Below are 21,737 nucleotides of genomic sequence, written 5' to 3'. Positions count from 1 at the left end.
GACATTATTGCCCTATTGGCAAATCAAGAAAATGTTGTTCACAATCTCAAAAGTGTATTATAATGAAATTTAGAAATAGATTAATCACAGTTTTGGCAGCAGGTGCACTAATGGCAACAGCACCAGCATGTACTAACCTTGATGAGGAACTATATAGCTCAATTCCTGCGGATGAATATTTTACAACCCCTGAAGAGCTACAGGCAGGTATTAACCCTGTTTATGCTTCATTGAGAAGCCTTTATCATCACGAGGATTTTTGGGGCTTTAACCAAGTATCTTCTGATGAAACAATTGTTCCTGCAAGAGGAGGTGACTGGTATGACGGAGGTAAGTGGCTTCAATTGAATGCACATACTTGGGATGCTAACCACCCACATTTGCAACGTATGTGGAACAACCCTTATACAGGGATCGCAAGAGCAAACTCCATACTGGAACTTATGCAGACTGCTGAGCAAACCCCTGATGTGGTAGCAGGTCAAGCAGAAGTACGTTTCCTGAGAGGTTTTTACTACTATATCCTTATGGATATGTTTGGAGGAGTACCCGTAATTACTGCTTCAGAACATGATGGTAAATCAGCACCAAGTACTAGGGCTCAAGTATATGAGTTTATCGTAACAGAACTGGAAGGAATCAAGGATCAATTACCTGAAACTCCACAGTATGGTCGTGCAGGAAAGGCTGCTGCATATGCGATGCTAATGAAGTTGTACCTGAATAGTGGTGTTTATACATCTGATGGATACAATGTATCGACTCCATCTGCAGAAGCGCTTCAGAAAGTAGTAGAATACGCGAAGGTGATTGAAGGCATGGGGTATTCATTGTATAGCAATTACCTTGATACTTTCAAGCTGGAGAACGAAGGAAGCAACAAGGAGAATATCTTTACTATCACTTACATTGCACAGGCTGGTTTAGGTAATCATGGAAACTGCTGGGGAATGCACTACGATACTCGCAAACTGATTTATGATGGTAAGGAAGTAGAAGTTGGAGCTGGTCATTCTCAGTGGAATGGTTTTTCAGTAATGCCAGATCACTATGACTCGTTCAGTGACGATGATAACCGTAAGTCAATTTTCTATACGCAGTTTGAAACAGTTGATGGAACAGTAGTAGAACATACGAACGATGTACCATTACGTGATGCCAATAAACTGCAAGGTGTACGTGTATTGAAGTGGGAGATTGATCCTAAGCAACCAGGTATTGACTGGGGAGGAGATGGCGGTACTGACTTTGCTGTTCTCCGCTTTGCAGATGTATTGTTGATGCATGCTGAAGCAGAGGCAAGAATGGGTAATGATGCAGAGGCATTGTCTATTGTGAATGAATTGAGAACACAAGGTGGACGCTTTAAGGCAGACTCACCGATCGCAGATGCAACTGCACATATGACGGCACTAAGTGTAGCAGATGTGACAGAGTTTATCTTGATGGAAAGAGGATGGGAGCTATGCTGGGAAGGCGTAAGACGCCAAGACCTGATTCGTTATGGTAAGTTCCTGGATGCATGGCAGAACAAGCAAATGGAAAATGATGGAGCTTCTAAAACAGTGGATGGGGAGGTTGTGTACCTTCCAAGTGCTGGTAAGCCGAGTGATGCAGCAAAACGAATTGTTTTCCCTATTCCAACGGTGCAGGTTTCTCTTAACCCGAACCTGAATCAGAGTACAGGTTATTAATACAAGAGAGTGAACTGAAGGTAATATTTTCATATACACACTCATAGATTGAGTTGGATTACGCAAGCAGCCCTGAAAGGGGCTGCTTTTTTTGTTACATATATGTTGATTAAGAATGTTACAAAGAGAGGGGGAATGGATAAAGTATGGGTTTTCAACCTTTTCAAGGTGTTAATTAGATTCAAAGAATAGAAATTTCTTGTCAATGTTATATTCAATGTTAACATAATGTTACGTAATCTGTTTGAGTATGTCATTTTGTGAAATAAGACAAAGTATGTTCTTTGTTTTTGGCTAAATGAAGAAGAATTTTTGTGAATAAAAGTCCTTTATATAGGAGTTTTTTAGGCTCTTATCATGAGTGTTTATTCATTTAAATGGCTCATTTTCAATTTTTTAATTAACAATAGAACTCTGTTAAGGTTTCGTGTAAAGTGTGATTTAACAATTTCTTAAATTCTAAATAACTGACAATTGACATTAGAATCCGAAAATTGCCACCGGATTAAGGACAAACGACTAACGAATCAAAAGTGTGGGGACACTTCTGATTAAAAAATAATTAGGATCTCAGGTAAAAGATTAACTAACATGTTTTCAAGATTAGGGTACATTATGGCTGTGCTGTTTTTGACAGTACAAGCAGGGAATTCTTATGCCTTTACACAGGCAGATTCTGTTGTTACAGACACTACACAAGTAAAAACAGTTGATCCACAGAAGTCAGTGGTATCAATTGAAAACAAGCCATTCGGCAAGAGTCTTGTCATCGATACGAATGGTCCTGACTTCAAATTTTCATTGGAAGGTCGTGTACAGACCCGTTTTGACGTAGTAAGTCTTGACGGTGATAATACACAGGAGCTATACTTTAGAAGAGCACGTTTGAAGTCAGGCGGTTACCTTTTCAGTGAAAAACTGGGTTACAAACTGGAGTTTGACCTGATCAATAATGAAGTATTGGATGCCGTTCTGAAATGGAAATTTTTACCAAATACTTCACTTTGGGTTGGACAAACCAAATTGGCAGGTAACAGAGAGAGAGTTGTTTCTTCTCAAAACATGCAGTTTGTTGACCGGTCAAGACTGAATGCCGATTACAATATCGACAGGGATTTGGGCGTACAGCTTCATCACAAATTCAGTGTGAAAGACTGGGTGATCAAAGGTTCCGTGGCGGTAAGTACAGGCGAAGGTAAAAACTACAACTACGTTGGTGAGCAAGAACTATCTGATGGTTTGGCTTACACTGGCCGTATCGACTTCCTTCCTTTCGGAAATTTCAAAAGCAAAGGTGATTATGTTGAATCTGATCTTGAAAGAGAGTCTACACCAAAATTGGCAGTAGGGTTCACTTACAGTACAGATGATAATGCTATTCGTGACCGTGGTCAGAGAGGTAGTGTATTGTCTGGCACTAGAGACCTGGAGTCGTATTTTGCTGACTTTATCTTCAAGTACAGAGGCTTCTCAATGCTTGGTGAGTATGCTCATAAGTCTACAGACGGAGAGACACCAGTAGTCATTGATACAGCAGAGAGATTTGAATCTTTCAGAACAGGACAAGGTATGAACTTGCAAGCAGGTTACCTTCTGAAGTCTAACTGGGAATTCGCAGGACGTTTTACGGAAATCTGGCCTGAAGAAGTTACAGGTCGTGAGCATGTACAGGAGTACACCGTAGGCGTATCAAAATATATTATGAAACACAAGATCAAAGCGCAGTCAGATTTCAGCTATTCAGATTTTGATGTAGCGAAGGATGAAATGACGTGGAGATTGCAAGTAGAGCTTTCTTTCTAAGAACCAAAGCTAGCTCATTTAAGCAAGAAGATATAACTGAAGAAATTGAAGTAAAATGGAGACAACAACTAACAACAAAATGTTGAGCATCTCGAAGCAAGTAGTTTCGATTCTGATGGTACTGTTTGTGTTTTTGGTATCATTGAGTCTGATGAGTTCAGGCTTCAAACTGATGGGTAAGGATGTAGCATCAGAAATTATGACTGTCACTTCCAATCCTTTTATTGGGTTGTTCGTGGGTCTGTTGGCAACGGCACTTGTACAGAGTAGTTCAACAACTACTGCTATGATTGTTGCAATTGTTGCTTCAGGGGCTTTAAGTCTTCAGAATGCAGTGCCAATGATTATGGGTGCCAATATTGGTACGAGTGTAACAAGTACTATCGTAGCTTTGGGACACCTTTCTAATAAGGATGAGTTCAATAAGGCGATTGGTGCGGCTACTGTACACGACTTCTTTAACTTGATTGTAGTATTGGTTCTTTTCCCATTGGAGCTGAGTACAGGACTATTGTCTTCCGTAGGTTCATCTGTTGCTGCAATGTTCGTATCAGATGGTGCTAAAGAAAGCACAAAGCTATTCAGCATTATGGGGGTAACAGTAAAACCTACTGCTAAGTTTATCGTGAGCGTATTAGGCAAGAATCCATATATCGTATTGGTAGTAGCTACAGGTGTGTTGTTCTTCTCATTGAGAGCATTTACAACAGTACTGAAGAAGGTGTTGGTAGGTAACTCTCAAAAGAAACTGGAGAAATATATCTTCGGAACTCCAATCACATCGCTTTTCTGGGGTATGGTGATTACAGCAGGTGTGCAATCTAGCTCAGTAACTACATCACTGGCGGTGCCATTGGTAGCTTCAGATAAGATTTCTTTGAGAAAAGCATTCCCATTCTTGATGGGAGCGAACATTGGTACAACTGTAACAGCGCTAATTGCTGCATTATCCCAAAACGAAGCAGCTTTAGCCGTGGCACTTTGTCACTTGTTCTTCAACCTGTTCGGTGTGTTGATTCTGTTCCCGCTTCCAGCTTTCAGAAACATTCCAATCTGGTGTGCTGAAACATTGGGTAAAGCGTCTATGAAAAACAGAACAATTGGTTTTGCATACGTATTGGTAGTATTCTTCCTGATGCCGTTTACGCTGATTTATTTTACATCTCCAGACAAGCCAAGTGGAGAAGTGAAAAAGGTAGAAATACAGTCTTTTCAGAAGACCAAAACAGTTGCCTTGCACTAAGGATATAAGTTATCAAATATTGAAAAACCCGTCATGATGGCGGGTTTTTTTATTGCCCTATTGTATCGGGTCATTTATCTTGTGGCAAATTTATTCCACAAAACAGTACTGACGATGCATTATAAGATATCCTACCAGCAACCACAGCAGCATTTTATAGACTTTGAACTTACCATTGACTGTCCTGATGATGCGGCCATAAAACTTCAACTCCCTGCATGGAGACCCGGAAGGTATAGTCTTCAGAATTTTGCGAAAAATATCCAACGTTTTGAAATTTTGAATACCTCATCAGGAGAGCCTGTAAGCTTTAAGAAGGCGAGTAAGGACTGTTGGGAAGTTGATGTAGTAAATGTGAAACAAATCTCAGTACACTACAATTACTTTGCTGTACAGATGGATGCAGGAGGTTCTTGGCTGGATGAAACACAATTGTATATCAACTTTGTCAATTGTGGCCTTCAGGTACTTGAACGGGAACAGGAAGCTTATACAGTTGAATTAATATTACCTGATGAATATCGAGTTGCAACCAGTTTGCCAGCTCTCAGTAAGCACCAATTTGAAGCCCGAAATTTTGATGTGTTGGCAGATTCTCCACTGATAGCAAGTGATTCCTTGCAACATGAAAGCTATCAAGTTGATGGAAGTACATTTCATATTTGGATTCAAGGAAATGTAAAGCCTGATTGGGATAAGCTGCTGACAGATTTTGAACGGTTTACTAGAACCCAAATGACTCTTTTTGGTGGGTTTCCACATAAAGACTTCCATTTTATGCTCCAGATATTGCCTTACAAGCATTATCATGGAGTAGAGCATCATGAATCGACAGTAATTACATTGGGACCAGATGAAGAGTTTGGTTCAGATACGATGTATCATGATTTGATTGGAGTATCTTCTCATGAGCTGTTTCATGTTTGGAATGTCAAGGCGATAAGACCTGTAGAGTTACAACCTTATGACTTCAGCAAAGAAAGCTACTTCCGAACAGGTTTTGTGGCAGAAGGCTTGACAACCTATTATGGTGACTACCTTGTGGCAAGGGATGGAACAATCAAGGAGGAGCAGTATGTAGATGATCTGAATAAAATGCTGAAAAGACATTTTGAAAATCAAGGTCGTTATAACCTTTCTGTGGCAGATTCTTCATACGATTTATGGTTAGATGGTTATGAAAAAGGGATTCCGAACCGAAAGGTTTCTATTTATATCGAGGGTGCATTGGCTGCATTTATATTGGATACTGAGTTAAGGCAACAATCGGGAAATAAAAAGTCATTGGATGATGTAGTCCGGTTGCTGTGGGAGAGGTTTGGTCAAACAGGAATAGGTTATTCAGAGGAGGATTACAGAAAAGCGGTAGAAGAAGTAGCCGGAAAACCTATGCAAACATACTTCGAAACATGTATTGAGGGTAAAGGGGGCTTGGAGAAACAACTACAAGCAGCCTTTAGTTATGTAGGATGTAGTTTGGATATAAGTCTGTCAGCACAATATCAAGAAAGAGATTTTGGATTCAGAATAGCTGCTGATTCTTTACGTGTGACAGACATTGTACCGAACTCGCCGGCTGAATTGCTAGGCTATGGTGATGAAGTTGTAGCTGTAAATGGCAGAAAGGTCACATCCAGCAATTTCTCTTTGTTGGTGCAAAGAGCAGAGGAACTAGACCTGACAATTTTCAGAAATGAACATCTAAAAAAAATAAGACTGAAGCGTGACGGAAAGGACTATTTCAGTACTTACGAGGTGAAAATTGAAGATCAGGAAAAGTATCAAAAATGGATGAAAGCATAAAAAGGGTACAAAAATTGGATATATGCTAGGTGATTTTGCCTAGCAAATGCTTTTATGTAATTATACTTATCAGAAAAATTCAAATTGTACGTTATTCTTCTGTAGTTATACACAAGGCATTGATTGACGAACAATCCAAAAGCTTAATTCATTTCCAACAATACTAGGTATTACCATTTGAAATAAGATACCATGAAACAACTATTCACTGGACTTTTTTGTCTTTTTGTATTGCTCTCAAGCAATGCATTTGCACAGGAAAAGAACCATTTTAAACAATTTTTTGAGAAAGGTGAAAGACACCGTAAGGCAAAAGAATACAAAGAAGCAATCTTTGAGTACAGCAGTGCATTGCTAATTGCCGACACTTCAGCAACAACCCATTTTTGGAAAGGTGTCTGTCACCTGAAATTGCAGGAGTACGATGCCGCTATGAAAGACTGGGATAAGAGTATTGCTATTGACCCGACTTTCAAGCCGCCATATCTAGAAAAAATCAATGCTTATAAAGCAAAGAATGATAATGAGAAGGTCATTGAGATCATGAACAGCATGGCCAATGCAGACCCTGATGTAGACAGCAAAGCTAATGGTAAGCTGAATATTGCCAAATTGCTTTTTGATATGAAGCGATATAACAGAGCAATGCAGTTTACTAAAGAAGCTATGTCAGTGAAGTCAGATTACATGGATGCTATTCTGATGCATGGACAGGTGCTTAACAAATTAGGAAAGTGTGTTGAGGCTGCCCAGACATTGGAGAAGGCTACAGCTAAGTTAGGAGATAGTAACACTCAGGCAAGTGCTGCCTTTTTCTATGAATTAGGCTATGCTTATCACCAGTGTGGGAAATTTGATAAATCTAAAGAAGCATTTACACGTGCAGACTTTGGCCCTTACAAAGCGCTGATCGCAAAGTTACAGCCTGATTACTATTACTCGGTAGCATCTGTTTACAGCCAGGTTTATGAGTACGAAACGGCTGAAAATATGTTGAACAATGCACTGAGAATTGATGAGACTTATGCACAAGCAAACGTATTGATGGCTGATATGGAAATCAAGCAAGGTCAATATCAAAAAGGCATTCCTTTCCTGCAAAAAGCACTTCAGAATGCAAATGGGGATAAGTCTTATGAGATGATTTATACTCGTTTGATTGATATGATGCTGAATGCTAAAAAATATGCAGAGGCGATAACGTATGCAGATAAATGTTTGGGAATATTCCCTAATGCCAAAAATGCAACTTTCATGAAGGCAGTAGCACTTAATAAGAGTGAGAAGAAAGAAGAAGCAATTGAGCTGCTGAACAACTTGATGAATGCACCGGGTGTTACACAAGTAGATAGAGCCCAATACAATTTCTTATTGGGAACAATTTATGGTAGCTCAAAGCCTGAGGAAGCAAAGAAAGCATTGACAGAGTCTCGTAAAGGACCATTTACAAATGCTTCTCAGTACCTTTATGACTTGATTGATGAGCAAACAGGAAAAGGTATCTAACATTGACCTGATTGCTTAATAGGTATAAAAAAGAAAAAGCCCGATAGAGTATATCGGGCTTTTTCTTTTAATAGACTTTTGGACTTGAATAGGCAAAAGTGAGTGGATTAGGATATTTGAATTCATAACCCAACTTATCTTTTAACTTTTGTCCACTGACAGTCTTGTGATCAGGTAGTCGGCGAGGCTTTTCAAATTCGGGCATTTCATATCCAAACTCTTCGCTTTGCTTTATACACAATGCTTCTCTTGATGGATGTTCTGGAGCCACAGCATTGAGAACGGTATTCCATTTGTCTTGTAGAATTACTTGCTCAATAATACCAATCACATCATCTCTATGAATATAGTTGACCGGAAGGTCTCCTGTTTCAATGCCTTTCTTACCAGCCAAGTACTTGCAGAGCATACGATCATACCCCATCAAACCACCACAGCGAAGTATCGTTGTATCAAAAGGAGTATTGATTCTAAGTAGCTCTTCTGCTAATAATATTGACTTTGCATTATCGGCCTGTGAAGTACTGCTGTTTTCATTCACAATACCATTTGTGTCAGGGTAGACAGCAGTCGAACTTATATAAATCACCTTGTCAATAGGGAGACGTTCTACAGCTTCTTTTACATATTTAACTTGTTCAGCATGCCAAGTTAGCATTTGATGCTCCCTGAATTTAGGAGGGATACTGATAATGACCAGATCACTGTCCAAAAAGGCATCGAGACTATCTCCTTCAGGTGATGGGTTCAGTCGAATTACATAGGGTTTGATTCCAGCAGCTTCCAGTTCAGCTCCTTTAGCTTTGTTGGTGACACTTCCCTTTACTTGGTATCCTTTTTCGACAAGGTAAGCACCAAGAGGAAGACCAAGCCAACCACACCCCAAAATACTGATGGTTTTGATATTAGTTGCTTTTTGCATTTGTGAGATTGTTAATCTGTGGCAAAGAAATAGGTGAAATTATAGAGATTTACCCGTTTAGGTTTTTACTGAATGATACGAGCAGTTCTGCCACTGCCTTACTTCTTTCGGGTTCTTGCAGCTTGATCATGCTTCGGCTCTCAGCTTTCTGTAAGATCATTTCTGCCATATCAACAGCATGTAGGGCTTGTTTTTTACGAGCAGCAAGCGTTGCCTCCTGTTGATATACTCGAAGCATTTCTTCTGCAATTTCAGGGGCATAGGAAAGGTGCTTAATGCGAGCATCCTTGATTAAGATACCGGTTTCTACTAGTTTGTCTTTCATCTGAGATTGTAAGACACCTGCCAAAGCTTTGGTATTCCCTCTAAGCGTTACTGTATCGCTATCTTCTCCAGGGTTGTCAAATGGGTAGGTTTCTGCCAACATTCGCAGGGTCATGTTTGTATTGACCTCTACCATTTGTTGAGGGTTTTCCACTTCAAATAGTGCTTTTACTGTATCTTCTACCTTCCATATAACGGAAGCGGATATATCTATTGGAATACCTCTTTTGTCATAAACCCTCAGTTTTTCACATTCAAATACATGTGTTTTGAGAGATACAGGTAGCCTTTTGGCAAGAGGGTGTACCCAATAGAAACCTCCTTTGCTTACAGAACCTTTATAATTTCCTAAGACGGAGATTACTTTGGCTTCTCCTGGTAATACTGTAAAATAACCACGAAACATTAGTAATGCAATCAGCAAAACCAAAATGCCTGGAGCTTCTAAATAATCCCAGTTCATTAGAAGTACACCTGAAGTGAAGACAGCAGTTTGTAACACTGCCATGAGATAGCCCGATAGTGGAGCGAGGTTCTTTTCGATCAGCATATTGCAGGTTAGAGATAGTTCAAGCTTAAGGTAACAGCCCACTTTTGAAAGTGGGCTGCATCAGTTATTTATTATATTGGTTCATGGTCATGCTAATGCCAATTGTCGAGAAAGACAAGCACATGTCACAAGACTTATCAATGAGTGTACCGAGTTCAATTTTTTCATCGTCATTGAAGTCGCCTAAAACGAAGTCAATTTGTTTTCCCTTTGCATAATCATCGCCGATACCGAATCTTAATCTTGGGTATTGCTGAGATCCCAACATTTGTTCAATATCCTTTAGTCCATTATGTCCAGCACTTGACCCTTTTCCTCTCATTCTAATAGTTCCATAAGGTAGGGCCAAGTCATCAACAATGACAAGGAGGTTATCCATCTTGAGTTTTAGCTCACGCATCCAGTAGTTAACAGCTTTGCCACTTAAGTTCATATAAGTAGTTGGCTTGATAAGGTGGATGTGTCTGCCTTTATATTTGAAATCAGCCGTAAATGCTAGTCTGCCTGTTTCCCACTCAGCACCATATTTTTTAGCCAATTCATCCACGACCATAAAGCCGATGTTGTGACGGGTATGAGCGTATTCAGGTCCGATATTGCCTAGCCCAACAATCAGGTATTTCATAACAATTTCTATTGTATTCTTTTAAATAAAAAACCAAACGTCTTGATTTAGACATTTTGGAAAGCTAATCTCATCCTATATTCAAACAGTGAAATGAAAATTTCAATTAGAAACTATACTATTTGCTTGTGATAAAAGGTTGAAACGATAGTAACCGCTCGTTGAACCCTTTTTGAGGATAAGGGAAAAGACAAAGATAAAATTATGAAGACAAATTCCGTGATTTTCTATCTACTACTTGCGCTATGTAGTATGACTTCTTGTTTTGCAACAGCAGAGGTCAAGACAGATGCACAACCCATCTCGCACCAACTTTGGGGAGAGTTGCTCAGTAAACATGTATCAGAGGGTGGAAAGGTAGACTATAAGGGGTTTCAAAAAGACAGGGCAAAGCTGGATGAATACTTGCATTTGCTGTCAGCTAATCACCCAAACCCAGATACATGGACTAAGAATGAGAGGCTAGCTTATTGGATCAATGCATACAATGCATTTACAATTCAGATTGTGTTGGATAACTACCCATTGAAGAGTATAAAAGATGTAACTTCGCTAAATATTGCCTTTGTACATTCTGTATGGGATATCAAGTTCATCAAAATCGAGGGAGAAGAATACGATCTGAATAACATTGAGCATGGTATTTTACGTAAGAAGTTTGAAGAGCCTCGTATTCATTTTGCGATTGTTTGTGCCTCAGTAAGCTGTCCTAACTTACGCAATGAGGCATATACAGCCGATAAACTGGAGGAGCAGTTGCAGCAACAGGCAGTAGCATTTATTAACGATCCATCCAAAAATCAGATTTCAGCAAGTAGTGTGAAGATTTCTAAGATATTTACTTGGTTTAAAGGAGATTTTACCAAAAACGGATCGTTAGCCGATTTCTTGAATAAATATTCCAAAGTCAAGATTGAGCCAAAAGCTCGTATAGATTATTTGGATTACAATTGGGACTTGAATGAGTAAGAAGGGATACGTACCTTTGGCATAATATTTACGGTAATTTAATAGAGTGAACTTTTCACATAAGTTTTTCATTCTTGTTAAGTGATGTGGAATGAAAGGGCTGAATAAGTTCCACTTTCATGAAGAATTACAAACCCTTTTGAACCATTTTCAGATCAGAATATAAATATGAAAATCACAAAAAATTTACTCACAGCTTTTCTGATGTTATTACCATTTTCATTGTGGGCACAGGGAGCTTCGTCTTTTACAGATACGCTGGCATCCAATAAGCATACAGTGAATACTATACAGAACTATGATGTGATGTGGAAAAAGTCTTTGTGGTTTATGATGGACCTTCGCTTTAAAGTGAATGAAGGCTTTTATGCAAAGAACAACGAGCTGACACGTGTGTTGATTGATGCTGTGAAAAATGATATGATTCTTCCATATAAAAACGACTCTTTAGAGACCCGTATGAGTAAGGACGAGTTCTTGTCAAAATTGCGTATTCCACAAACGGAACTGGAAGGTGACTCACCTGTCGATGATTGGGCAGCGGAAGAATGGGGTGTGGAAGCTAAAACACCTCAACGTAATGCTGACAATGAGTATGATCCAAGAGATTTCTTTTTGGTAGAAGTGAAAGTAGACAGGGTTTTTGACAGAAGAAGAAGTACTATGTATAATGATATTGTTTCATTGACATTCTTCCTGCCTGCAGAGTATAATAAAGCTAAGTTGGATAAGCCTATAGCTTCCTTCTCTTATAAGGAGCTTTATAACCAAGTGTTTCATATAGAGAAAGACGGTCAAGTTGTAGACAATCCTGAAGCGGTTTGGTACAATTCCCAAAACTCTTCACAGCACAGAAATTTGGCAGATGCATTTGCCTTGGGTATGTATGAGAAGAGATTGGTGAAGTATGAAAACCCAAAGGACAACACAATTGTTGATCTATATGGAGATGGGAAAAAAGGTTATTACCAATCAATGGAAGTGCTTTACAAGTTGATGGAGTATGAGGCAACCCTTTGGTCATACTAATCACAAAAAAAGATATATTGAGTCCCGAAGATACCCTCTTCGGGATTTTTTGTTTTGTGATCTAGGGTAATTATTTGTTTATACTGGACAATTAAATAATTTAAATACCAATCAACTATTCCATACAGAAGAGACTTTTGAGCCTAAACTGATGAAGATACTAAGAAACTTTTTAATGCTGTTGTCTGTAATGCTTTGGTCACTTAGCACGCAGGCACAAGACACGGACTTACCATTTAAGATTAAAGCCCCTCAAAGCTATGTACATGAGGGTGATAGTGTTGTATTGGAAGGTGCAATGGGAGACTCAGCTTTTGTAGTCTACTTTGCAGATGACTTTCAACCTGCTGCACCACCGATGGTAGAAAACCCTTATTATGGTCAGTCAAATATGAAAGTTGATACAGTACTGAGAGTTTCGGTTACTGAACCTGTCTATCCTTCATCAAAAGGACTTGTGTTTTTTCAGCAAGATACCGCTACTGTACAAGGTGTGGGGTTGGCAGTTGTCCCTGAAGATTTTCCCAAATACCGGAAGCTGAAGAACCTTACAGCCTCAATGGTTTATATCTCAAGTAAGGAAGAGATGCTGAGCTTGAGTAATTCTCCTGACATGAAGCAGGTATTTGAAAACTTTTGGCTAAACCTTGGTGGAGGAAGAGAAAATGCCTCTCGTCTTATCAGTGTTTATTTTAGACGGGTATCTGAAGCTAACCGCAGGTTTACAAACTATAAGGAAGGTTGGAAAACTGATCAGGGAATCGTTTATATCATATTTGGTGAGCCGGACCAGATCAATCCAACTTTGGAAGGAGAAGATTGGGTATATAGTGAAAATCCTAATCACCGTGAAGTATCATTTTCTTTTGTCAAGAAGAAAAATATTTTTAGCGGCAATCACTACGAGTTGATACGTGACCCTAAGTTCAGAAAGCTTTGGTTTGATACGGTCAAACGCTGGAGAAATGGTACCATTCAGTAAGCAAAAACATATAAACTACGAATACCGGAAATAATCTCCATCAACTCAGCTTGGATTTTGTACCTTTGCAGGACCAACGAATCTGAATAGAACAGAAGGCGATTTATGGGGTAAGAGTTTGCCATATAATTGCTAACCTGTTCTTTAAGTTGAAAAGTATTTATGCAGCAGAAACAAAAAAAATATTTTGGACCACCTAGGAAGAAGGTGGATCCAAGTGAGATGGTTTATGGTATTCAACCAGTACTTGAAGCCATAGAGGCGGGGAAAGAAATAGATAAGTTGTTGGTGTCAAGAGAAACATCTAACTCGCAACTGTCTGAAATCATCAAACGAGCTCAGGATTTAAAGATTCCTGTGTCAAGAGTACCAGACCAGAAGCTTGAAAAAATCACTCGTAAAAATCATCAGGGAGTGATTGGCTTTATGTCAGCGATCGCTTATGCTTCATTGGATAATATTGTTTCTGAACTTTATCAGGAAGGGAAAACGCCTTTTATCCTGGTGCTTGATAGGGTGACAGATGTACGAAACTTTGGTGCAATTGCCCGTACTGCTGAATGTGCAGGTATGCATGCCATTGTGATTCCTAGTAAGGGTTCTGCTCAGATTGGTAGCGATGCTATTCGTACTTCAGCAGGTGCTTTGAGCCATATTCCAGTATGCCGTACAGAAAACTTGATGGAGGCAATACATTATTTGAAAAACTCAGGCTTACAGGTTGTTGCTTGTACTGAAAAAGGAGGGGATACGATTTACACACCTGATTACTCTGCGCCAACAGCTATTGTAATGGGATCAGAAGAAGATGGTATTTCGAATGAAATCATGATACAGTCGGATTACTTGTCCAAAATACCGATGGGAGGTAGAGTAGGCTCTCTGAATGTATCTGTAGCGGCAGGGATTATCATCTTTGAAGCACTGAGACAGAAAACAGTAAACTAAATATTTGAATAACTAAAGAGACGTCAACCAGTTCAAGTGGTTGACGTCTCTTGCCATTTAGGCAAACTAGCAAACACATGAAGAAGGTTCTCATCATCAGATTTTCATCAATAGGTGATATTGTTTTAACTACTCCTGTTATCCGTACACTCAAGACGCAGTTAGAGGGAGTGGAAGTACATTACTGTACCAAGAAGGGGTACAAAGGTATTTTGGAGCACAACCCTTATGTTGATAAGCTACATTTGTTTGATGGTGATTTGGGAGAGTTGGTAAAGCAGCTGAAAGATGAGAAATTCGATTTTGTAGTTGATTTGCACAACAACCTGCGTACTTCCATTATCAAGACTAGGTTGGGAGTAAAGTCCAAAGCTTTTAATAAGCTAAATTGGGAAAAGTGGTTATATGTGAATATGAAGATCGATAAGATGCCTAATGTGCATATTGTAGATCGTTATATGGAAGCAGTGAAACCATTGGGCGTTAAGATGGATGCGTTGGGGCTGGACTATTTTATTCCGGAGAAGGATGAGGTAGAATTGACTTGGTTACCTGAAAGCCACAGAGAGAAGTATGTTGTTTATGCTATTGGGGGGCAACATGCTACCAAACAGCTACCATTTGAAAAAATGGTAGAATTGTGTGATAAAATTCAGCAACCAATCATGTTATTGGGTGGGCCTGAAGATAAGGAGTTAGGTGATAAGATTGTTGCATTTTTTGACCAGACAAAAGGAGACCCTTCATATAATGAAGGTTTGGAGAAACTGAAGAAAAATAAGTTGGTATTTAATGGTTGTGGCAAGTTTAACCTAAACCAGTCGGCATCTGTAGTGAAACAGGCGTACGCTGTATTTACTCACGATACAGGCATGATGCACATAGCGGCAGCTTTCAAGAAAAATATATATTCAATTTGGGGAAATACCACTCCACAGTTAGGTATGTACCCTTACAGAACGCAGTTCACAGTTTTTGAAAACACTAAATTAGACTGCCGACCTTGCTCTAAAATCGGTTACAGTAAGTGTCCGAAAGGTCATTTCAAGTGTATGAATGACCAGCAGTTCGATTTTTACTTACCTTAAAAAGAAAGGGCTTCAGTATTATGAAGCCCTTTCTTTTTGGTTTATGCTAATTTATGGAGTCGTTCTTCGACTTGTGCAGCGATTAACTCAAAGTCTTGTTGGTTTTCAACAAAGTCAATAGACGTCATTTCAACAACCAGTAATTCACCCCAATTATAGTCTGAAATCCATTGGTCATAAAGATTATTGAGATTGTTGAGATAGTCCTTAGGAATATCTTGCTCATAATCACGACCACGTTTGATGATTTGTTCATGCAGACGGGAAGTGTCAGCTTTCAGGTAAATCAGCAAATCAGGTACTTTGACATATGAAGCCATTAGCTCAAACAAATGCTGATAATTGCTGAAGTCACGGTCATCCATTATACCAGAGACGTGCAAGTTTTTAGCAAAAATATGTGCATTCTCGTAGATAGACCTATCCTGAATAACTGGTTTGTTGCGGTTTGTAATATCGTTTACCTGCCTAAAGCTGTTGTTTAGGAACTGTACCTGTAGGTGGAAAGCCCAACGAGGCATATCGTGGTAAAAGTCCTCGAGGTAAGGATTCGCATCCGTACTTTCAAATTCTGGTTCCCACCCAAATCGTTCGGCCAGTTTGGTTGTGAGTGTCGTTTTTCCTGACCCTATATTTCCCGCTACTGCTATATACATTCCCTTTTCCTGCCTTATTTTAGTTATTCAGTTTATTTTCTACTTGCTTGATGATACTTTCCAAGTCATCTTGATTATTGACGAAGTCTCTATCATTCATATCAATAACAAGCAATTTGCCATGTGAATACTGCCCAATCCAGTCATTGTAGAGTGTATTCAGACTCGCTAGGTAAGACTCAGAGATAGATTGTTCATAATCACGCCCTCTTTTCTTGATCTGAGAAACCAGTTTGTCTGTATCTGCTTTCAGGTAAATCAACAACTCAGGAGCCGGCATGTATGAAACCATTGAGTCAAATAGGTGAATAAAATTGCCGTAATCACGATCACAAAGCTCACCACCTGCATGTAAGGCTTTAGAGAAAACGTGTGCGTCTTCATAGATAGACCTGTCTTGAATAACAAGTTGTTTACGGTTGACAAGGTCTTCTACCTGACGGAAGCGGCTATTCAAGAAATAGACCTGTAAATGAAAAGACCATCTAGGCATATCACCATAAAAGTCTTTCAGGTAAGGATTATCCTCTGTGCTTTCAAATCTCGGTTCCCAATTGAAATGCTCTGCAAGCTTGGTAGTAAGAGTTGTTTTGCCAGAGCCAATATTTCCTGCTATTGCAATATACACACCGTTAAAATTTATCAGTGAAAAGTATAATTATCATGTTAGTGCATAAAAAACGAGCTTCGCTAAAAGCTCGAAAGTATGCTTCATACGCATCATAGACGCTTAAAGCCCAAGTTTTGCAGAAACCTGATCAGCAATCAACTTGAAGTCTTCAGGGCGATTTACAAAGTCCATTTCAGTCATGTCAATGACTAGTAATTCTCCCATATCATATTGAGATATCCACTGCTCATACAACTCATTCAGGTTTGTAAGGTATTCTGTTGGGATATCTTGTTCGAAGTCACGCCCACGTTTCTGAATTTGAGAAACCAGTTTGTCGGTATCGGCTTTCAGATACACCAAAAGGTTAGGTGCTTTGACATGACGTGTCATCAGGTCAGATAGTGCCTTATAGTTTTGATAATCACGATCAGTCATCAGGTTGGAATTCTTGAGGTTTTCTGCAAAAATATGCGTTCCCTCAAAAATAGAGCGATCCTGAATTACGGGACGTTCTCGTAGGTGAACATTCTTAACCTGATTGAAGCGGCTGTTCAAAAAGTAAATCTGTAGATGAAATGCCCAACGGGACATATCATCGTAAAAGTCCTTTAAGTACGGATTGTCATCTGCACTTTCAAATTCTGGTTCCCAGCCAAAGTGCTGAGCCAACATATTTGTTAGACTTGTTTTGCCACTTCCAATATTGCCTGCTACTGCTATATACACGCTTGTTCGGAGTTTATGAAGTTTGTAAATACTGTCTCCGTTATTAGGAGCCTGATTCGTCGAATCCGATTAGGAGCAGGAAGCAGTAAGCTAAAGCAGCCTGCACCAGAAAAAATCGGACGCAAAAATAGGAAGCTCATCCGAAAAGCAAAACTTTGATTTTTGAAAGAGTTTATTAATAATCAGTAAAGTACTGACGGAAATTTCTCTTTTGAGAGGTCAGATTTGGAAAATAGCGTATACCAGAAATGATAACATCAGTACAATTGCTAATCGCATCCATACAGAAGTACGGCTTTGGCTGCGACTTCTGTTGTTGGAAAAGGAGATACGTTGGCGGATACCTTCCATGCTCAAGTCTTGATTGCCTTCCATTTGAGCTTTAATCAGCTTTTCTCTTTCTTCGATGCGTTCCTTTACAGGGTCATAGTAACGAGGTTCATAATCAAAACGGCGGTAGTTCGGAATCTTGAAAATTGATGGAAACTTTTTCATCGTTGAAATAAATTTTAGTTACACCAGTTTATTGGCAGGAATATCGCTTGGGAAAATCATGTTAAATGGGTCGTAAAGCAAATAAACTAGGAGGATAACATAGAGCCTAATCTACAAGCACGGTTTTGTTCCCATTCATGATGATCTTACAAAGCATATAATGTCTTCTATATGAGAATAAGTACTCTTTTTACAAAAGTAACAAAAATGTAGAGGGGAATTATTTGTGATATATCAAGATAGTGGGTGTATTACCAATTTTTAACGCCTACAATTACTGTTATAACTCCTTCATTATTCATACTTTTGTTGTTGCGGATAGTAATAAATGCAAAATATAATATTTGTTAGGAGGAATGTTTTTGAGTAATTTTTCGCTTAGATTAAGTTACATCTTTAAGCTTACATAAGTGCTTTTTTCTTCCCAAATATTTGCTTTGACTGTCGCATCAAAACAGGAACCTTATATTCTGTTCATTCCCTTTTAGGTTTTCCGTTTCGGGTAATTTAAAAGGATTGAAGAGGAAATATTAAATCAGGAGAAGGTATGACTTCAAGTTACGTGGACTCAACGAAACTTGAATATCAATAGCTTGTCCTGTACAACTATTCACTGAATTATTGAACATAAGCTATATTTCAACCAAGAGCTTATAAAATGACAAGAAGACGAATCATGCAAAGATTTCGCCTGGTACTGCTACCGTTTATCCAGATTAATTTATTAGTTCATTTTCTATCGTTCTCTGTAAATGCCCAAGACCGAGACTTTCACCGTCGGCAACAGGTTTGGGTAGACAGCGTATTACAAAATATGACTACTGAGCAGAAGCTCGGTCAGCTCTTTATGGTGTCTGCCTATCCGCAGCTTGGTAATCAGAACATTCAGGAACTTGAACAGTTGATAGGAGAATACCATATTGGGGGGGTAATCTTCTACGAAGGCGAGCCTGTGCAAACTGCTAGGCTAGTCAATCATTACCAATCTCTATCAGGTTTACCCCTGCTCATGGGTATGGATGCTGAACAAGGAGTAGGCTCGCGTATGACCGAAACGATCACACTTCCTAAGCAGATGACATTAGGGGCGGTAAATAGCAACCTTTATCTATATAATATGGGGCTTGAGGTTGCTAAGCAATGTAAACGCATGGGTATTAATATCAATTTTGCTCCTGTAGTTGATATAAATAGTGATCCTTCCAACAGTCTAATAGCCGATCGTTCCTTTGGGGAGATTCGTGAAATCGTTACAGCCAAGGGTAGTGCTTATATGAGAGGTATGCAAGACCAAGGTATTTTGGCTTGTGCCAAGCATTTTCCAGGGCAGGGTGAAGTACAGACTTATTCACATGAGGCATTGCCAGTAGTGAAAAAAGACTTCAAAGAACTGGAAGCTCAGGAACTGTACCCTTTCAAAAATCTTATTCTGGATAGCGTAAAATGTGTTATGATGGGGCATATGAATTTGCCTAAATTGGATAACACACCAATGCTACCAGCTTCGTTGTCAAATCAAGTGATTGATGGAGTGCTTAGAGATTCATTAGGATTTGATGGCTTGGTTATTTCTGATGTGATGAATGCAAATGCGCTAACTCAACATTATACATCAGGAGATGCAGAAGCTAAGGCAATCCTAGCAGGAAATGATATGGTATTGCACCCAACCAATGTGCCTAAAGCAATTAAGCTGTTGAAAGAAGCCATAGCAGATGGCAGGTTTCAGATAACTGATTTAGATAGCAAGGTCGCTCATATTCTAAAAGCTAAATACTTTGCTGGGTTATCTAGCTTTACGTCAGTTAATACGGACTTCCTTAAAAAGGACCTGAATTCTATACAGGTAAAAGCTTTGAAACAGGAATTGTTTGAGCAATCTATTACAGTACTGAAAAACAAAGAGGAGCTTTTGCCTGTCCGTGATGTAGCAGCACAGACTTTTGCCTCTGTTACAATAGGCTCTCCTTACAAGACCAATGACTTTGCTGAAATGTTGGACAACTATGCCACATTTGAACATCATACGGTTAATGCAAAGGAAGAGTCTACCGCCACAATGAACCGTATTTTAGAGAAAGTAAAAGATAAAGGAGTTGTTGTCGTAGGAGTCTTTAGTAAGACTAATGAAGAGCAAAAACGTTACGGTGTAAGTTATGCAACACAGCAGTTTATAAGGCAGTTACAGAAACATACAAAGGTGATAACGGTATTGTATGGAATACCTTATGGCTTGAAATACCTTGAAGGATGTGACCATTTGATTTGTGCTTATGAGACGGATCCAATAGTGCAGAAGGTGGTACCACAGGCTATTTTTGGAGCTATCGATACATATGGCATGTTGCCTGTTACAGCTAGCAAAAAGTTTCCGGCAGGTTCTGGGCTTAATATCAAGTCTATTCAACGTATAGGTTATGCCTTACCTGAAATGGTTGGAATGGATAGCGATATTTTGACCAAAATTGATAGCATTATACAGGAAGGAATCTCGGAAGAAGCAATGCCTGGATGTCAGGTAGTCGCCATTAAAGATGGTAAAATAGTACTTGAAAAATCATATGGATATTTCACCTATTCAAAAAGGGAAAAGGTCAATAACAATACAATCTATGATCTGGCTTCCATCACGAAGGTGGCTTCAACAGTGCAGAGTTTGATGTACTTGACAAGTCAAGGTGAATTTAGCTTAGATGATAAATTGGGAGATTATTTGGTAGACCTTGATTCTACAGATAAAAAAGATCTCAAAATAAAGCATATCCTTACACACTGCTCAGGACTTAGAGGAGGATATTTCTTTTGGGGTCATGTGATGGACAAAAACACATTTGTCTATCATCCTGAATACCTCCATGCATCTAAAGGAAAAGGGTATTCAGTTGAAGTAAGTCCTTCAGTATTTGCCGCAGATAGCATGAAAGATGCTATGTGGGACTGGTTGAAGGATGCAGGTCTTTCTAAAAGACGAAAATATAGAGGAGGAAGGTATTCTTATCATTATAGTGATTTGGGATACTATTTCATGCAGAGAATTGTAGAAGCGAAAAGTGGTCAAAGTTTGGATCAGTTTACACAAGATCACTTCTATAAGCCTTTAGGACTAAAAACGATGGGTTATTTGCCTAAAAAGCATTTTAGAAATGCAGACATTGTACCTACCGAGATGGATGTCCGTTACCGAAAGGAATTGATTAGAGGGTATGTACATGACCCTTCAGCGGCTTTGATGGGAGGAGTGGCAGGACATGCAGGCTTGTTTAGTAATGCTCATGATTTGGCGGTGCTAATGCAAATGAACCTCCAAGGAGGTTATTATGGAGGTAGAAAGTACTTTGATGAGGACGTGTTGAATTCTTTTAATACAAGACCTTTTACGCAGTACAAGAACCGTAGGGCTTACGGTTGGGATAAACCGAACCCGTGGGAAAAGGAAGATGGACCAACATCAGCATTGGCATCTAGCCGAACGTTTGGTCATACAGGTTTTACAGGAACTTGTACATGGGTGGATCCTGAGTATAATTTGGTTTATGTGTTTTTATCTAATAGGGTTTACCCATATGCGAAGAACCGCCAGTTGATGAAGATGAATATCAGAGAAAATATTCAGACAGTCTTATATGAATCAATAGGCTTGAAGCCACAGCAATAACAGAAAAAGGTGAAGATTAAATACTTCACCTTTTTTTGTAAAAGTGTATAAGTACTTTTTAGGTCTGTTATCTAGTTTGGTAATAAGTATCCTTTTGTAGAAAGTT

18 protein-coding genes are annotated in these 21,737 nt (G+C 39.1%); 11 read left to right on the top strand and 7 right to left on the bottom strand.

Annotated features, from left to right (window positions below):
• The first annotated feature begins 62 nt into the window (after nucleotides 1–62).
• From V6R21_RS27190 to V6R21_RS27170, 5 genes are all read left to right on the top strand, one after another.
• The gene (locus V6R21_RS27190; RefSeq protein WP_334246667.1) at nucleotides 63–1,694 is read left to right on the top strand and encodes a RagB/SusD family nutrient uptake outer membrane protein; all 1,632 of its coding nucleotides are present in this window, start codon (nucleotides 63–65) and stop codon (nucleotides 1,692–1,694) included.
• Between the two features lie 591 nt (nucleotides 1,695–2,285).
• Nucleotides 2,286–3,497 (top strand): porin, encoded by a 1,212-nt coding sequence (locus tag V6R21_RS27185; RefSeq protein ID WP_334246666.1) that lies wholly within the window; start codon nucleotides 2,286–2,288, stop codon nucleotides 3,495–3,497.
• 55 nt (nucleotides 3,498–3,552) lie between these two features.
• A complete protein-coding gene (locus V6R21_RS27180) occupies nucleotides 3,553–4,740 on the top strand; it encodes a Na/Pi symporter (protein WP_334246665.1) in 1,188 nt (395 codons plus the stop codon).
• Nucleotides 4,741–4,854: 114 nt separating this feature from the next.
• The gene (locus V6R21_RS27175) at nucleotides 4,855–6,543 is read left to right on the top strand and encodes a M61 family metallopeptidase (RefSeq protein ID WP_334246664.1); all 1,689 of its coding nucleotides are present in this window, start codon (nucleotides 4,855–4,857) and stop codon (nucleotides 6,541–6,543) included.
• Between the two features lie 192 nt (nucleotides 6,544–6,735).
• Entirely contained in the window at nucleotides 6,736–8,049 is a 1,314-nt protein-coding gene (locus V6R21_RS27170) for a tetratricopeptide repeat protein (protein WP_334246663.1), read from the top strand.
• 67 nt (nucleotides 8,050–8,116) lie between these two features.
• On the opposite strand, the gene V6R21_RS27165 is transcribed toward V6R21_RS27170, so the two are convergent.
• From V6R21_RS27165 to pth, 3 genes are all read right to left on the bottom strand, one after another.
• On the bottom strand, nucleotides 8,117–8,971 hold the full coding sequence (locus tag V6R21_RS27165; RefSeq protein WP_334246662.1) for an NAD(P)H-binding protein: 855 nt from the start codon (nucleotides 8,969–8,971) through the stop codon (nucleotides 8,117–8,119).
• Between the two features lie 49 nt (nucleotides 8,972–9,020).
• Nucleotides 9,021–9,845 (bottom strand): SPFH domain-containing protein, encoded by an 825-nt coding sequence (locus V6R21_RS27160; protein ID WP_334246661.1) that lies wholly within the window; start codon nucleotides 9,843–9,845, stop codon nucleotides 9,021–9,023.
• Nucleotides 9,846–9,909: 64 nt separating this feature from the next.
• A complete protein-coding gene (gene pth / locus V6R21_RS27155) occupies nucleotides 9,910–10,470 on the bottom strand; it encodes an aminoacyl-tRNA hydrolase (protein WP_334246660.1) in 561 nt (186 codons plus the stop codon).
• A 204-nt stretch (nucleotides 10,471–10,674) separates the two neighbouring features.
• Here pth and V6R21_RS27150 point away from each other — a divergent pair, with 204 nt between their 5' ends.
• From V6R21_RS27150 to V6R21_RS27130, 5 genes are all read left to right on the top strand, one after another.
• Nucleotides 10,675–11,439 carry a DUF547 domain-containing protein gene (locus tag V6R21_RS27150; RefSeq protein WP_334246659.1) on the top strand — a complete coding sequence of 255 codons (765 nt, stop codon included), beginning with the start codon at nucleotides 10,675–10,677 and terminating at the stop codon, nucleotides 11,437–11,439.
• Nucleotides 11,440–11,607: 168 nt separating this feature from the next.
• Nucleotides 11,608–12,468: a type IX secretion system ring subunit PorN/GldN gene (gene porN, locus V6R21_RS27145; protein ID WP_334246658.1), complete on the top strand. Its 861-nt coding sequence runs from the start codon at nucleotides 11,608–11,610 to the stop codon at nucleotides 12,466–12,468.
• Between the two features lie 151 nt (nucleotides 12,469–12,619).
• On the top strand, nucleotides 12,620–13,450 hold the full coding sequence (locus tag V6R21_RS27140; protein WP_334246657.1) for a GWxTD domain-containing protein: 831 nt from the start codon (nucleotides 12,620–12,622) through the stop codon (nucleotides 13,448–13,450).
• Nucleotides 13,451–13,612: 162 nt separating this feature from the next.
• Nucleotides 13,613–14,398 carry a 23S rRNA (guanosine(2251)-2'-O)-methyltransferase RlmB gene (gene rlmB, locus V6R21_RS27135; RefSeq protein WP_334246656.1) on the top strand — a complete coding sequence of 262 codons (786 nt, stop codon included), beginning with the start codon at nucleotides 13,613–13,615 and terminating at the stop codon, nucleotides 14,396–14,398.
• Between the two features lie 77 nt (nucleotides 14,399–14,475).
• On the top strand, nucleotides 14,476–15,486 hold the full coding sequence (locus tag V6R21_RS27130; RefSeq protein ID WP_334246655.1) for a glycosyltransferase family 9 protein: 1,011 nt from the start codon (nucleotides 14,476–14,478) through the stop codon (nucleotides 15,484–15,486).
• A 41-nt stretch (nucleotides 15,487–15,527) separates the two neighbouring features.
• Here the strand turns inward: V6R21_RS27130 and V6R21_RS27125 are convergent, their stop codons facing one another.
• From V6R21_RS27125 to V6R21_RS27110, 4 genes are all read right to left on the bottom strand, one after another.
• Nucleotides 15,528–16,142, bottom strand: coding sequence for a deoxynucleoside kinase (locus V6R21_RS27125; RefSeq protein WP_334246654.1), 615 nt, complete (start codon nucleotides 16,140–16,142; stop codon nucleotides 15,528–15,530).
• A 19-nt stretch (nucleotides 16,143–16,161) separates the two neighbouring features.
• Nucleotides 16,162–16,770: a deoxynucleoside kinase gene (locus tag V6R21_RS27120; RefSeq protein WP_334246653.1), complete on the bottom strand. Its 609-nt coding sequence runs from the start codon at nucleotides 16,768–16,770 to the stop codon at nucleotides 16,162–16,164.
• A gap of 102 nt (nucleotides 16,771–16,872) precedes the next feature.
• Entirely contained in the window at nucleotides 16,873–17,481 is a 609-nt protein-coding gene (locus tag V6R21_RS27115) for a deoxynucleoside kinase (RefSeq protein ID WP_334246652.1), read from the bottom strand.
• A gap of 219 nt (nucleotides 17,482–17,700) precedes the next feature.
• Entirely contained in the window at nucleotides 17,701–17,976 is a 276-nt protein-coding gene (locus V6R21_RS27110; RefSeq protein ID WP_334246651.1) for a hypothetical protein, read from the bottom strand.
• A 676-nt stretch (nucleotides 17,977–18,652) separates the two neighbouring features.
• Between V6R21_RS27110 and V6R21_RS27105 the strand changes: the two genes are divergently transcribed.
• Nucleotides 18,653–21,631, top strand: coding sequence for a glycoside hydrolase family 3 N-terminal domain-containing protein (locus V6R21_RS27105; protein WP_334246650.1), 2,979 nt, complete (start codon nucleotides 18,653–18,655; stop codon nucleotides 21,629–21,631).
• Nucleotides 21,632–21,737 lie beyond the last annotated feature (106 nt).

The organism is Limibacter armeniacum, from assembly GCF_036880985.1.
Taxonomy (GTDB): domain Bacteria; phylum Bacteroidota; class Bacteroidia; order Cytophagales; family Flammeovirgaceae; genus Limibacter; species Limibacter armeniacum.
The sequence above is the reverse complement of the archived record's forward strand: the minus strand, read 5'-3'. Positions and strand labels throughout refer to the sequence as shown.